Genomic DNA, 13550 nt, shown 5'->3' on the forward strand with positions numbered 1-13550 from the left:
CGTCTGGCGCGAGTCTTCGAGGAGTTCGGTTTCGATGGGCGTGTGCGAGACGATCTTCAGGAGCTGCTTGTGCGACCAGACATCGTTCTCGTGCGGGGCGACGTTGAGGTCGCCGACAAGGATGCGCGCGGCCTTGGGCAGCGACTTGTAGCCCTTGCCCAGCTTTGCGAGGAAATCGAGTTTGTGGGCGAACTTGTCATTGGCGACGGGGTCCGGCACGTCGCCGCCGGCAGGCAGGTAGATATTGTGGATTTCGAGCCCGTTCACGCGTGCAGCAATCGCGCGGGCATGGCCGTGGCGGCAGAGGTCCGGCACGTCGACGCGTTCCAGCGGGAAACGCGAAGCGATGGCGACGCCGTGATGGCCGCCTTTCTGTCCGTTCAGGACGAGGTGCGGCAGGCCCATTTCACGGAACTGCTTTTCCGGGAATTCGCCGTCCTGGCATTTGGTTTCCTGCAGGCAGATGACGTCCGGCGCCTCGGCGGTGACGAATTCCGCGACATTCGGCGCGCGCAGGCGGACCGAGTTGATGTTCCAGCTGACGATCTTGAGAGGTTTGGCCATGGCTTCTGCCTAGCATTGATCCCTGAAACGTCAACGCGCCCGAACGCGGGGGAGTTCGGGCGCGCCTGACGCGAGATTTTACGTCTCGCCGGCAAGGGAGTTCCGGCGGCGATGGAGCGGGTGTTCACAGCGGGGGGTCAAGTGCTGCGCGGGGTATTCCGCTTCATCGACAGTTGCAAAGATGTCACGCCACTCAGAATTATCAAGTGAATTTTGTGTTACATGCTTGCCTTTTTCGATTCTGGAAAGTTCTGCGGCACGCGTTGTGGTGTGGTTACACCGCAGCGGACCGCAGGGGCCTTATTCGTCGTCGAAGTCCTTCAGGATGAAGAGGCGCGGATTGAGCTTCTTGCCGTACTCGACGCCGATCAGCTGGACGGAGGTGATGTTGCCGCCGCTGTCTTCCGTGCGCCAGCCAAGGAGCTCCCGTGTCGTGTCCGACAGGATCAGCGTGAGCGTGCCGTCCATCTCGCCGGAGCGGTCCTGGAGTGTGACGCCGATACGGCCATTGGCGCGGACAACGTCGAGCACGCGGGCCTCGTTTTCAAAGTCGAGACTGTCGTCGAGCAGGAGCGAGAGCGGAGTCGAGCTAAGCGGCACGCGGTCGGTTGTTTCCAGCTCGCTGTCCTGCATCGCGACGGTGGCGCCATTGCTGACGATCAGGAGCGGTGTCGGGTCGTCATAGTCGAAACGGACCTTGCCGGGACGCGACAGGGCGAAACTGCCGGTCGAAACGGAATAGTCGGGCGCAAGCTGTTCGAACCTGCCGCTTGCGGTTTTCACGTCGGACATCGCCCTGGAGACATCCTTGAGGATCGCGCTGCGTTCGGCATCCGTCATCGCGGCAGGCGCGGTGATGGCGGGCACGGACGGGACGGCGTCCTGAAGCGTCACGGCGAGCGGGGCCGTGGCGAGGGCGGTGATGGCCCCGAGGGTCGTCAGCAAGTTCATCATAGCGTGGGTCTCCTTTGACCATGAGCTTCAATCTAATGGCCTGAACCTCACCTAAACAGGGCCAGATCAAGGTATTTCGGCCGCTTTTCGTTGGCTTGCGTTCAGTTTTGCGCGCCCGTGGACCTTAACCGGCGGCAGGATGAACACGGAACCGGGCGGGATGTTCCGGCCTGAGGCACCGCGCCCGCTTGCGTATTGCGGCCTGCGCGCCCATCTTTGCCCCCGTATATAAAGGAACCCCATCGATGCCGGATACCGCTTCGCTCAATACCAAGGACAGCACTGACCAGGATTTCATGGCGGATGTTGTCGAGGCCTCCAACACGCAGCCCGTGATTGTCGATTTCTGGGCGCCCTGGTGCGGGCCGTGCAAACAGCTCGGCCCGGTGATCGAGCGCGTTGTCGACAGCAAGAAGGGCGCGGTCAAACTGGTCAAGATCAATATTGACGAGAACCCGGCCTATGCGGGCCAGTTGGGTGTGCGGTCGATTCCGGCGGTGTTCGCCTTCGACAAGGGCCGTCCGGTCGATGCGTTCCAGGGCGCACTGCCCGAAGGCCAGGTCAAAGGCTTCATCGACAAGCTGCTGAGCGGCACCGACACCGCGCAGGTGATTGCCGAAGCGCTGGTCCAGGCCGAAACCGCGAGCCAGTCGGGCGATCTCGGCACCGCCGCGCAGATCTATGCCAGCGTGATCCAGGAAGACCCGGAGAATGTGACCGCGATTGCCGGCCTCGCCCGCTGCTATCTTGCCAATGGCGACAAGGAACGCGCGACCGCGACGCTCGACATGGTGCCGGAATCCGGAAAGCACGATACCGCTGTCAAAGGCGTGCGCACGGCGATCGAATTGATGGCCGACGATGCCGAACCCGGCGAGTTCGATGAATTGCTGAGCGCCGTGACCGCCGCACCGGACGATCATGCCAAGCGTTTCGAGCTGGCCGAAAAATATGTCGGTGCCCAGCGCTACAAGGATGCCATCGATCACCTGCTGATCATTCTCGGCGCGAAACTCGACTGGGAGGGCGGCAAGGCCAAGGAAAAGCTGCTACAAGTGTTCGAAGCCGCCGGGCCGACAGATCCGGCAACGGTTGAGGGCCGCCGCCGGCTGGGATCGCTGATGTTTGCCTAGACCGGCATTCGGCCCACCTTCGTATCCCTGATGGAGACAGGACCGCGATTGATGAGTGTGGGACATTACAGGAAGACAGGCGACCTGCCGGACACGCTGGCCGTCTTTCCCCTGCCGGGGGCCTTGTTGTTCCCGCGCTGGGAATTGCCGCTGAACATTTTCGAGCCGCGCTATCTCAACATGATCGATGATGCGATGGCGGGCTCGCGCCTGATAGGAATGGTGCAGGCGATGGGCGGGTCGAAGGCGCGCCCGCTGCTGGCCGAGGTTGGATGTGCAGGACGGATCACCAGCTATTCTGAAACAGAAGACGGCCGATACCTGATCACGCTGACCGGGATTGCGCGCTTTGCCATTGGCGAAGAGATGAGCGTGACAACGCCCTATCGGCAGGTCCGACCGGACTGGTCGCCGTATGCGTCTGACCTCGTGGCCGCGAACGAGACCGCCTTGCCAAGCCGGGACAAGCTGATCGGCGCGTTGAAAACCTATGTCGAGATCAACAAGATGCAGGCCGACTGGTCGGCCGTGGCAGACGCGCCGCTCGAGACGCTGGTCAATGCGCTCTGCTCGGGCTGTCCGTTCTCCACGATCGAGAAACAGGCGCTGATCGAAGCGTCGACCTTGAAAGCGCGCGCCGAAACGCTCATCACCTTGTTGAGAATGGATGTGCCCGGCAATGATGCCGGGACGATGCAGTAGGATTGACCGGAATGCACGACGACACACCCGCCAAGGCGGACCGCGGATCAGGCGTCGATCCGCGCCTGCTGGAAATCCTGATCTGCCCGGTCTCCCGCCAGCCGCTGACCTATGACCGCGCAGCGGGCGAACTGATTTCGAAGAAGGCGCGGCTGGCCTATCCGATCCGGGGCGGGATTCCGATCATGCTGGCGGACGAGGCGCGCGACCTGGACGATGCCGTGGCTGACGGGGATGACGCATGAGCGCGCCCGCCTGGCCGGTGCGGCTGACATTCCGGCGAACAGCCCGCGAGCTGAAAGCCGAATTCGATGACGGATCGTCGGGTGCGGTGGATTTCGTCAGCCTGCGTGAAAACAGCCCGTCTGCAGCCGTGCAGGGGCACGGCTCAGGACCGAAACCGGTCCAGCCACCCGTGCCGGCAGACATCACTGTGGAGCGCGCGGAGCCGGTGGGACGCTATGCGGTGCGGATCATTTTCTCCGACGGACATTCGAGCGGGCTTTATACCTGGGACCTGCTGAAACGCCTGACCGCGAGCGCTTAGCGCATAAGGCTCGGCAGGTCGGCCTGGTCGGCGCTGGCCTGGCGGGCCATGGCGCGGCGTATCGGACCAATCCTGCCGGCCGCGATGAGCGCCAGACCGCGCAGCGGCTTGAGCAGGGCATTGTCATTTGAAAACACCCGGTCGACGCCGTCCATGAACATGGCGGTGGTGGCCGCATCGAAGCGGCGCCATTCCTGGTAGCGCTGCAGGCTTGTGTCCGCGCCGGGGTCGAGGCCAATGTCGCGGGCGTCCGTCATCACGTCGACCAGTGCGCCGACATCCTTGAAGCCGAGATTGAGGCCTTGCCCCGCCAGCGGGTTGATCCGCCGTGCTGCATCGCCGAGCAGGGCGGCGCGCGGCCCGACCATGGATGTGGCGATCTGGAGGTGGAGCGGATATGCCAGCGGCTTGCCGTCAAGCGTCATCGGCCCGGCAAAGTCGGCAAAGCGCGCATTCAGTTCGGCTTCGATGGATTCGGGCGGCATGGCGGCCATGGCTTCGGCAGCGCCGGTCTTGAGATACCAGGCCAGGTTTGCCCGATTTCCGGGCAGCGGCAGGGTCGCGAACGGTCCTTCGGGCGTGAACAATTGGCGGGCGAAACCGTTATGGGGACGGGACAGCTTAACATCGGCGGCAAATACCGATTTGCCGTAGGCGCGCCCCTCTGTGGTGATGCCGAGCGCGGTGCGGACGCCGGATTTGACGCCGTCGCAGGCGGCCACGAGGCCGGCCTCGACGATGCGTCCGTCATCCATGGTGAGGCGGGCATGGGCGGGGTCGGTTTCCAGGCCGGTGAATTTCGTGTTGCGCCACCAGATGAGGCCGGGCGTTGCGGCGGCAACTTCGTCAAGCGCAGCCTGGAGCGCGGCAGCCGGGACCATCTGCCCGAGCGGTTCGCCCTGGGCGTCTTCAGGCAAATCGTCTGTACCAAACAGGACAGAGGGCGCGCCGAACCAGTGGCGCCCGCCATCGGTGGCCTCGAGGCCCATGAGCGGTTGCGTGTGGCCGGACAGGGCGGGATGCACGCCGGCGGCGCCGAGCAATCGCCAGCTGCCACGCACGATCGCGAAGTTGCGTGTGTCGCGTGGCGGTTCGCTCGCCGGGTCGCGGGCATCGACCAGAAGAGTGGAGAATCCGGCGCGCGCCGCGAGGATGGCCAGCGATGTGCCGACCGGTCCGGCGCCGATAACGGCCAACTCGACCTTGAGAGAGGGGGCTGCGGGCGTTTCAGTCATGCATTCTAGGTAGGGGGCGCCAACCAAACCGTCCAGCGATGACGCAGATTTGGGCGATTGGCCGCAACCCTGCCCAGCGTTTGACCACGTGAGCTGTGAATCCACCCCGACCTCAGCCCGGTGAGCGACTTTCGGCGGGCGCCCCAATCATATCAGCACTGGGAGAGCGCGGGGGGTCCCGAGCTCCAGATCATTCACGAAGGAGGGGTCAGAGATGGGCCAGACGATTGGAAGATGGTTGCGCGGGGCGGCATTGTTGCCCGTCGCGCTTACGGCGGGGGTCCTGGCCTATGCCCAGGAAGACGACCTCGCGACGCGGCTCGCCGCCCTCGAAGAGAGCGTGAACGGCAGCGCCAGCGCGTATGTCGACAATAGCTACCTGTTCCTGATCGGCGGCATCATCGTGATGCTCATGGCGGCCGGGTTCTGCATGCTGGAGGCGGGCCTCGTCCGTTCCAAGAACGCTGCGATGCAGTCGACCAAGAACATTGCACTCTATTCCATTGCCGGCCTGATGTTCTGGTTGGTCGGGTATAATGTCGCTTATCCGAGCGCGACAATGCTGGAAGGCCTTGTTGGCGTACCAAGCCTTGATGCGTTCTTCTGGTCCGGTGGTGATCTCAGTGTCCAGAGCGATGCCGGTTATGCGCCCGCATCAGACTGGTTCTTCCAGATGGTGTTCGTGGCAACCGCCGCTTCGATCGTCTCAGGCACAGTGGCCGAGCGCGTCAAGCTGTGGCCTTTCCTGATTTTCACCGCTGTCCTGACCGCCTTGATCTATCCGATCGTGGCATCCTGGGAATGGGGCGGCGGCTATCTCGACACCGTGTGGGGCTTCTCTGACTTCGCAGGTTCGACGCTGGTGCACTCGACCGGTGGCTGGGCAGCGCTCGTTGGCGCCATCGTCATCGGCCCGCGTGCCGGGAAATATTTCGGCAAGCAGGTTCATCCGATGCCGGGTTCGAACATTCCGCTCGCTGCGCTTGGTACTTTCATCCTGTGGTTCGGCTGGTTCGGCTTCAACGGTGCCTCGCAGCTGGCTGCAGGTACGGCGGCTGACATCAATGCGGTCGCACAGATCTTTGCCAATACGAACATGGCGGCAGTTGGCGGCGTGATCGCGGCCATGATCACCACTTCGATCATGTACAAGGGCAAGATTGATGCAACCATGGTGTTCAACGGCGCCATTGGCGGCCTGGTGTCGATCACGGCTGAACCCCTGATGCCAACCATGGGCCAGTCTGTGCTTATCGGCGGCGTTGGCGGTATCCTGGTCGTTCTCTCGGTGCCACTGCTCGACAAATTGAAGATCGACGACGTGGTCGGTGCCATCCCGGCTCACCTCGTGTGCGGTATCTGGGGCACGATGATTGTTGCGGCAACCAATACCGATGCGTCCTATATGGGACAGTTCGTTGGTGTCGCCCTGACAGGCGTGTTCGTTGTCGCCGCCTCTGCGGTTGTCTGGCTCCTGCTCAAGTACACAATCGGTGTGCGGTGCAGCCTCGAGGACGAGGAAATGGGTCTCGACAAGGCAGAGATCGGCCTTGAAGCCTATCCGGAATTCTCCAGGGGCTGAGGGGTTCTTCCAGGAGAATACGAACCCCGGCGGATCCAGGTCCGCCGGGGTTTTTTCTTGCCCGAAAAGGAAACGCCCCCTCGCTGAGCCAGGGGGCGTTTTTTTGGAAGGGTAGGGGGCGGTGCGATTACTGTTCCGGCCAATCCGGTTCCATCTCGTCTTCCATGACAGGATCGTCCTGTTCGGTCGTCATATCCGGCATGTCCGTCGCAGGCATCATTTCATCGTCGGACATGTGGTCATGAGCATTCATTTCAGTGTCCGCCTCGACTGACGCAGCGGTTTCGCTTTCCATCGTATCGGATGGCATCGTCTCCATGTCCGTTTCGACCTGAACCATCGTGTCTCCGGTCTCGACTGTTTCTGTGGAGGCAACCTGAAGGCGCTGGAGCTGGAGCGCGTTCAGCTCATCGATTGTTAGCTCGTCAAGCTCGGGTGTCTCTTCTGTGTAGAGCACGGGCGCCGGAGTCTTAACCGCGTCGGCGTTATCGTTAAAATCCTGCGCGGTCGCTGACAGACCCGTTAACAGGGCGGCAGTGGCGGGAATGATCATAATGCGTTTCATGCTTGTCTCCTTGGTGACGAGTTATGGGCAAGCAACGGTCATTACGGGGCCGAAGTTCCCCGATTTCGTGCATTAAATCGACGTAAGAGGGCAATAAGGGGAAAGTCATGCCCTTCGGCCAGATGTGCCAGGCGCCGTGGATCGGGTGCGGACCGGTGGCTTCATCCGTTAACACTGCAACAGAAATCCCCTGCAGTGCGTTTGCGCGGTGTTAAGGCTGATCCGGCAATGTGTGGGCTTCCCATTCCGAGAAGCGGAGTTGCCCCAGCACATGACTGACTACGCCTATACTGACGATGATGCCCCGAGCGCGAGTGACCCGGTCTGGCGGATCCTGACGGGCGCTGCAGCCTTCGGTGCGGGCGTGTTCGGATGTGGCAGCGTGGGCTCTTATGTGCCGAGCGATCCCAGCTGGAACGCCGCGACAGACGCAATCGTTCAAAACCTGTTTGGCAGTCCCGGCGCGATATTTTCTGACTTCGCGCGGCAGGGCTTTGGCTGGTCGAGCTGGACGGCTGGACTTGCGCTGATGATCGGCGGCGCCATGCGAGCCGTGCTGATTGGCGCGCCCAGCGTACGGCGCTGGCTGCTCGGCGCCTCCTTTGTGCCTTTGTCCGCGGCCTGTTTCGCCGGCTGGCCTGTGCCGGAATCCTGGCCGCTGAGCGCGGGCCTTGGCGGTGTTGTCGGAGACGCCTTGTTCTATTACGCGCAGATGCCGTTCAAGGCGCTCTTGCTGCCGTCGCCCGGCACATGGGCGGGATTCATCCTGGGTGGCGCCGCCTTGTGGGCCGCGCTTGCGGCGCTGGGATTCCGGCGGGGCGATGCGCAGCTCCTGCAGGAGGCCGCAGCGACGTCCGGCATACGGGCGGCGCGCAAGGCCAGGGGCGTAGCCGGCATGCTGGCATCTGTCGGCCGCTTCCTTGTGCCGAAACGCCGCCCCTCCGAAGTCACGGACCGTGCGCGTGTGGTGAAGGGGGACGACGAGCTCTCCGGCGAAGCACGCAGCTTCTTCGGGAAGCCGAAGAAGCCGGTCGACTATGATGAGGATGACGAAGACCTGGAAGAAATCTTCGACGAAGAGGACGTGTACGAAGAGGAAGACGATCTCGAAGAGCCGGAAGAGGTGCCCGTTCGCACCATGCGCTTCAAGAATCCCAAGCCGGCTCCGAAGGCCCCGGTTCCGCGTGTGACCAAGACAGAGCGCCGCAACAAGGCGACGCGTCTGCCGTCGATCGACCTGCTGCAGATGCCGGAAGAGCGCGGCGATACGGTCGACGAGGAAGCGCTGATCGCCAAGGCGGCGCGGCTTTCCGAAGTGCTGAAGGAATTCGGCGTGCGTGGACGGATCAAGGAAGTGCGCCCGGGTCCGGTGATTACCCTTTTCGAAATGGAGCCTGCACCGGGTGTAAAATCCTCCCGCGTGATCTCGCTGGCCGACGATATTGCCCGCTCGATGAGTGCGGTCTCGGCCCGCGTCGCCGTGGTGCCCGGCAAGAATGCGATCGGCATCGAATTGCCGAACGATGATCGCGACACGGTCTACTTGCGCACACTGCTGCAGTCGGAGCCATATGTCGCGACCCGCGCCAGCCTGCCAATGGCGCTGGGCGAGGATATCGGCGGCGTGCCGACCGTGGTCGACCTTGCCAAGATGCCTCACCTGTTGATCGCCGGCACGACGGGTTCGGGCAAATCGGTGGGCGTCAACGCGATGATCCTGTCGCTGCTGTATCGCCATACGCCGGAACAATGCCGCTTCATCATGATCGACCCGAAGATGCTCGAGCTGTCGATCTATGAAGGTATCCCGCACCTTCTGGCACCCGTCGTGACCGATCCGAAAAAGGCCGTGAACGCATTGCAGTGGACTGTGCGCGAAATGGAAGGCCGCTATGAGCTGATGTCGAAGGCCGGCGTGCGTAACCTGTCAGGCTTCAACGACAAGGCCGCCAAGTTCCGCGCCTCGGGTGAGGAGATGGTCCGCAAGGTCCAGACCGGGTATGACGAGCGGGGCAAGCCGATCCATGAAACCGAGAGCCTGCCTGTCGACCATATTCCGAACATTGTCGTTGTCATCGACGAGATGGCGGACCTGATGATGGTGGCCGGCAAGGAGATCGAAGGCTGCGTCCAGCGCCTGGCGCAGATGGCGCGTGCCGCCGGCATTCACCTTATCACCGCAACGCAGCGTCCGTCCGTGGACGTTATCACCGGCACGATCAAGGCGAACTTCCCGACACGTATCTCGTACATGGTGACGACGAAGATCGACTCGCGCACCATCCTGAACGAGCAGGGCGCAGAGCAGCTTCTCGGCATGGGCGACCTGCTGTACCAGGCGCCCGGCAAGAAATCGCAGCGCCTGCATGGTCCGTTCGTGTCCGACGAGGAAGTTGGGTCGGTGGTGGACTGGCTGAAAGAACAGGGCGAGCCTGACTATGTCATGGACATCCTGGAAGCGCCGGAAGACGGCTCGACGGGTTCGGCCGTGATGGACGCCATGCTCGGCACATCGACTGGGGATGATGACGAAGACCTGTTCGCCCAGTCGATTGCCATTGTCGTGCGCGACAAGCGGGCATCGACCTCCTACCTCCAGCGCCGCCTCAAGGTTGGCTATAACAAGGCGGCGGGCCTGATCGACCGGCTGGAGGAAGAGGGCATTGTCTCCGCGCCGAACCATGCCGGCCGGCGCGAAGTGTTGGCCACGGGTGCGCCCGGCGGCGACTAAGGCAGCGCGCCTCAGCCCATCGGGTATAGGATATCCTTCGATACAGCGTCGCAGGCTTTCATCACCTCGTCGGAGAGCGTGAGGTCAGCTGCGGCGAGGATGGGGGCGAGCTGGTCCTGCCGGCTGACGCCGACAATCGTCGACGCGACAAAGTCATGCTGTTTCGACCAGGCCGTGGCCAGCGTGACAGGTGACATGCCCGCCTCGGCGGCGATGGCCATGTAACGCTCTGTGGCGGCGAGGGATTTGTCGTTGACGAAGCGCTGGGCCATCAGGGTGTGGCGCCCGCCCTTCTTGATATAGCTGGAGAAGCGCGCACCTTCCGGTGTCGCCCCGCCATTATACTTGCCGGACAGGACACCGCCGCCAATCGGCGAGTAGGGGATCAGGCTGACATTCTCGCGCTTGCAGATGTTCGCAAGTTCGTCCTCGAAGCGCCGGTTGTTCAGGCTGAAATTGTTCTGGATCGTCTGGTGGCGCACGGTGCCGAGGCGCTCGGACGTGGCGATGCTTTTCATCAGGCCCCAGGCATTTTCATTGCTGCAGCCAACGACGCGGATGAGGCCGGCGCGGACGAGGTCGTCGAGGGTTTCGATGGCTTCGTCGAAATCGGTGCCGTGATCGGGCCAGTGGGTCTGGTAGAGGTCGATATAGTCTGTCCCGAGGCGTTCGAGGCTGGCTTCGACGGCGCGGGTGATATTGTGGCGGTCCATCGCGGTCATGCCGGCGCGCTGGGACGACTTGATCCAGCCATGCGACGGGCCGGACACTTTGGTGGCGATGATGAGGGAATCGCGGTCCTTGGTTTTCATCCACTTGCCGACGATCTCTTCGGTGCGGCCGGCCCATTTCGGATCCGGCGGGACGGGATAGTTCTCGGCCGCGTCATAGAAATTGATACCGGCATCATAGCACTCGTCGAGAATGCGGAAGGCCTCTTTCTCGTCGGTCTGGGACCCGAATGTCATGGTGCCCATGCAGATGTCGGATACGTAGATGGCGCTCTTGCCAAGGCGGCGATGTTTCATGTCTCTCTCCCGGGTGTCCGTTTATGGCCCGAGCCTAGCGACTATCCCGGCCAGCGCCATAGCAGGCGGCAAATTCCGCCGGGTCAGGCCGAAAAGTCGAACGTCTCGAACCGATGCCCGGTCGCCTCGACAAAGCGGCGGAAATCATCGCGCGAAATGGCTGTGGTCGCGGTATTGGTGAGCGGGTGGAAATTGACCGGATCACAGGCCAGAAGCGCCGCATCCACGATGAATCGGACCTTGTCCTCCCGGTCATTCATCAGGGCAAAGGCCGTCACCGAGCCGGGCGTGACGCCGAGCAGGGCCAGCAAGTCCTCCGGCGAACCAAAGGAGAGCCGCTTGGTGCCGATATGGCGGTGGAGCTGGTTCAGCCGGATCTGCGTGTGCGCCTCGGCCGAGATCAGCACATAGGCGCCGTCCTTGTCCTTGAGGAACAGGTTCTTGGTGTGCCCACCGGGCATCGACGCCTTCAGGTCGCGGCCTTCTTCCACCGTGAACACAGGCGCATGCCGGTGCGTCGGGGGCGCAATGGCGAGGGCATCCAGACGGGCGAACAGGTCTTCAGGGCTTGCGGTCATCGGGCACTTTGGGCCAAGACTTGGCGACAGCGTCAAGCCTTCCGGAGAGATTTATCCCCATGCGCCTCGAATGCTACAAGATACACGACACCGCCCCCGAAATCGTGCCGGGGCGCAGCCAGCGCGAATGGATGGACGCCTTCCCGGACCGCCACCCCTATCGCTGCCTGCCGCTGACCATGGCCAATTCAACGGGGTGGGAAATCCTCTGCCCGATGGACATCAAGATCACGTGGAACGGCGGGCCGCGCAAGGAAGACATCAGCTTCAAGACGACCGGCGACCCGAATGCGATTGCCAGCTTTGCCGACAGCCATTTCATGCGCGGCATCGTCACCTTCCATACCGGCCACCTGTTCCGCACCCCGCCAGGCTGGGGCGTGTGGGCGACGGGCGCGCCGAACTGGCCGCGCGATGGCATCGCGCCGCTGACGGGCCTGGTCGAGACCGACTGGCTGCCTTTCCCGTTCACGATGAACTGGGCGATGACGCGGCCCGGCGAAGTGATCTTCCGCAAGGGCGAACCGTTCTGCTTCATCACGCTGATGGAGCATAAAAAGCTGGAAGAGATCACCCCGGAACGCAAATCCATGAAGACGAATCCCGAGCTGGTGAAGGAATATGACGCCTGGGTGGCCAGCCGGTCTGACTTCAATACGCGCCTCGCGACAGGCGAGGAAAAGGCGATGAAGGAACGCTGGCAGCGCCATTACATGAAGGGCCAGAAAGTGACCGGCGACAAGGCCGAGGACCACCAGACCAAGCGCCGCCTGAAGCCTGTGAAGGACATGTAATCCGGGCCGTCTTTCCCCCGGTATTGGGCGGGGCAGGGCGCGCCGGAATTTACACGAATATTTGCCCGGAAAAAGCCCGGATGGGGCACGGAGAGCGCACGGAACAGCCCGGATGTTTCGGGCTCATCCACGGAAATTTCGATAATGCGTCACTGCCGACCGCGTAGCGGTCTGGCAGCGCACCCGGTTCGCTGTGGGGCGCGGATAAGAGATGGGCCCCCAGATGGCTACGCCATCGGGGGTGACGCGAGTTGGGGAATCTACTCTTTGGGCCGCGACGCCTTCTCCGCGAGGCCGGAGGTGCCCTGGCGGGCTTCGAGTTTTGTCGCGACGGCGTCGAGGGGGACGCCGCGCGCGCGAAGCCCCACCATCAGGTGATAGATCACGTCGGCGGCCTCAGCCGCGACATGGTCGTCGGATTCGCGGATCACGGCCTCGGCCAGTTCTGCGCCTTCCTCGGCGATCTTGGCGGCGACGGCGTCCGGCCCCCTGGCGAGCAGGCGCGCGGTCCAGCTGGTGCCGGCATCGCCTTCAAGGGCGCGCGCATCAATCGTGGCGGCGAGGTGGTCCAGCGCGGCGCTGAGCCGGGCGAGGGGGCCGAGAGGGGGACGGGTCATCTTGTTCTCCTAGAGCGGGCGCACCGGGGCGCCGGCGGCGGCGAGGGCGGTGCGGGCTTCGGTGATGGTGGCTTCGCCGAAATGGAAGATCGAGGCGGCGAGGACGGCGCTGGCGCCGCCTTCGAGAATGGCGGGGGCGAGGTCATCGACATGGCCTGCGCCGCCGGACGCGATGACGGGAATGTTCACGGCGGATGAAATGGCTTTCAGCAGGGCCAGGTCATAGCCGGACTTGGTGCCGTCGCGGTCCATGCTGGTGAGCAGGATTTCGCCGGCGCCGCGCTTTTCGGCTTCAATGGCATAGGCCACGGCGTCGATGCCGGTGGCGTCGCGCCCGCCATGGGTGAAGATTTCCCAATGGTCGCCTGTGCGGCGCGCATCGATGGCGACGACGACGCATTGGCGCCCGGCCTTGGCGGCGCAGCGGCTGATCAGGCCGGGGTCTGCCACGGCGGCGGAATTGAGGGCCACCTTGTCGGCGCCAGCCTTCAGCAGGGCGACAAGGTCTTCCGCGCTGCGC

General features: G+C 63.2%; 15 protein-coding genes. 7 read left to right on the top strand and 8 right to left on the bottom strand.

The features are described from left to right. A partial coding sequence (locus tag AADA04_RS09550; protein WP_340693031.1) for an exodeoxyribonuclease III occupies positions 1 to 564 on the bottom strand: 564 nt, incomplete at its 3' end. A 300-nt stretch (positions 565 to 864) separates the two neighbouring features. Continuing rightward, complete coding sequence (locus AADA04_RS09555; protein ID WP_340693032.1) at positions 865 to 1518, bottom strand: outer membrane lipoprotein carrier protein LolA; 654 nt, start codon at positions 1516 to 1518, stop codon at positions 865 to 867. Positions 1519 to 1763: 245 nt separating this feature from the next. On the opposite strand from AADA04_RS09555, the gene trxA reads away from it, so the two are divergent. The 4 genes from trxA to AADA04_RS09575 are packed head-to-tail and all read left to right on the top strand — an operon-like array spanning position 1764 to position 3900. Then, positions 1764 to 2651, top strand: a complete 888-nt coding sequence (gene trxA / locus AADA04_RS09560) for a thioredoxin (protein WP_340693033.1) — start codon at positions 1764 to 1766, stop codon at positions 2649 to 2651. A 51-nt stretch (positions 2652 to 2702) separates the two neighbouring features. Continuing rightward, the gene (locus tag AADA04_RS09565) at positions 2703 to 3353 is read left to right on the top strand and encodes an LON peptidase substrate-binding domain-containing protein (RefSeq protein ID WP_340693034.1); all 651 of its coding nucleotides are present in this window, start codon (positions 2703 to 2705) and stop codon (positions 3351 to 3353) included. 11 nt (positions 3354 to 3364) lie between these two features. Further along, positions 3365 to 3598 (top strand): Trm112 family protein, encoded by a 234-nt coding sequence (locus tag AADA04_RS09570; protein WP_340693035.1) that lies wholly within the window; start codon positions 3365 to 3367, stop codon positions 3596 to 3598. After that, positions 3595 to 3900: a DUF971 domain-containing protein gene (locus AADA04_RS09575; RefSeq protein WP_340693036.1), complete on the top strand. Its 306-nt coding sequence runs from the start codon at positions 3595 to 3597 to the stop codon at positions 3898 to 3900. The genes AADA04_RS09570 and AADA04_RS09575 overlap by 4 nt, the downstream gene beginning before the upstream one ends. Here the strand turns inward: AADA04_RS09575 and AADA04_RS09580 are convergent. Further along, the gene (locus AADA04_RS09580; RefSeq protein WP_340693037.1) at positions 3897 to 5135 is read right to left on the bottom strand and encodes an FAD-dependent monooxygenase; all 1239 of its coding nucleotides are present in this window, start codon (positions 5133 to 5135) and stop codon (positions 3897 to 3899) included. The genes AADA04_RS09575 and AADA04_RS09580 overlap by 4 nt on opposite strands. A gap of 214 nt (positions 5136 to 5349) precedes the next feature. Here AADA04_RS09580 and AADA04_RS09585 point away from each other — a divergent pair, with 214 nt between their 5' ends. Continuing rightward, positions 5350 to 6717 (top strand): ammonium transporter, encoded by a 1368-nt coding sequence (locus AADA04_RS09585; protein ID WP_340693038.1) that lies wholly within the window; start codon positions 5350 to 5352, stop codon positions 6715 to 6717. A 127-nt stretch (positions 6718 to 6844) separates the two neighbouring features. On the opposite strand, the gene AADA04_RS09590 is transcribed toward AADA04_RS09585, so the two are convergent. Then, the gene (locus AADA04_RS09590) at positions 6845 to 7282 is read right to left on the bottom strand and encodes a hypothetical protein (protein WP_340693039.1); all 438 of its coding nucleotides are present in this window, start codon (positions 7280 to 7282) and stop codon (positions 6845 to 6847) included. A 271-nt stretch (positions 7283 to 7553) separates the two neighbouring features. On the opposite strand from AADA04_RS09590, the gene AADA04_RS09595 reads away from it, so the two are divergent. Further along, a complete protein-coding gene (locus AADA04_RS09595; protein ID WP_340693040.1) occupies positions 7554 to 10013 on the top strand; it encodes a DNA translocase FtsK 4TM domain-containing protein in 2460 nt (819 codons plus the stop codon). 11 nt (positions 10014 to 10024) lie between these two features. Here the strand turns inward: AADA04_RS09595 and AADA04_RS09600 are convergent, their stop codons facing one another. Both AADA04_RS09600 and AADA04_RS09605 read right to left on the bottom strand, forming a co-directional pair. Then, positions 10025 to 11041: an aldo/keto reductase gene (locus AADA04_RS09600; RefSeq protein WP_340693041.1), complete on the bottom strand. Its 1017-nt coding sequence runs from the start codon at positions 11039 to 11041 to the stop codon at positions 10025 to 10027. An 83-nt stretch (positions 11042 to 11124) separates the two neighbouring features. Beyond that, positions 11125 to 11619: a prolyl-tRNA synthetase associated domain-containing protein gene (locus AADA04_RS09605; protein ID WP_340693042.1), complete on the bottom strand. Its 495-nt coding sequence runs from the start codon at positions 11617 to 11619 to the stop codon at positions 11125 to 11127. A gap of 59 nt (positions 11620 to 11678) precedes the next feature. On the opposite strand from AADA04_RS09605, the gene AADA04_RS09610 reads away from it, so the two are divergent. After that, positions 11679 to 12413 carry a DUF6065 family protein gene (locus AADA04_RS09610; RefSeq protein ID WP_340693043.1) on the top strand — a complete coding sequence of 245 codons (735 nt, stop codon included), beginning with the start codon at positions 11679 to 11681 and terminating at the stop codon, positions 12411 to 12413. Between the two features lie 260 nt (positions 12414 to 12673). Here the strand turns inward: AADA04_RS09610 and hisE are convergent, their stop codons facing one another. Both hisE and AADA04_RS09620 read right to left on the bottom strand, forming a co-directional pair. Then, entirely contained in the window at positions 12674 to 13030 is a 357-nt protein-coding gene (gene hisE, locus AADA04_RS09615; protein ID WP_340693044.1) for a phosphoribosyl-ATP diphosphatase, read from the bottom strand. A 9-nt stretch (positions 13031 to 13039) separates the two neighbouring features. Then, positions 13040 to 13550: HisA/HisF-related TIM barrel protein (locus tag AADA04_RS09620; protein WP_340693045.1), on the bottom strand; the 511-nt coding region annotated here is incomplete at its 5' end.

It is taken from the genome of Hyphomonas sp., assembly GCF_037969335.1.
In the GTDB taxonomy this organism is placed as follows: Bacteria; Pseudomonadota; Alphaproteobacteria; order Caulobacterales; family Hyphomonadaceae; genus Hyphomonas.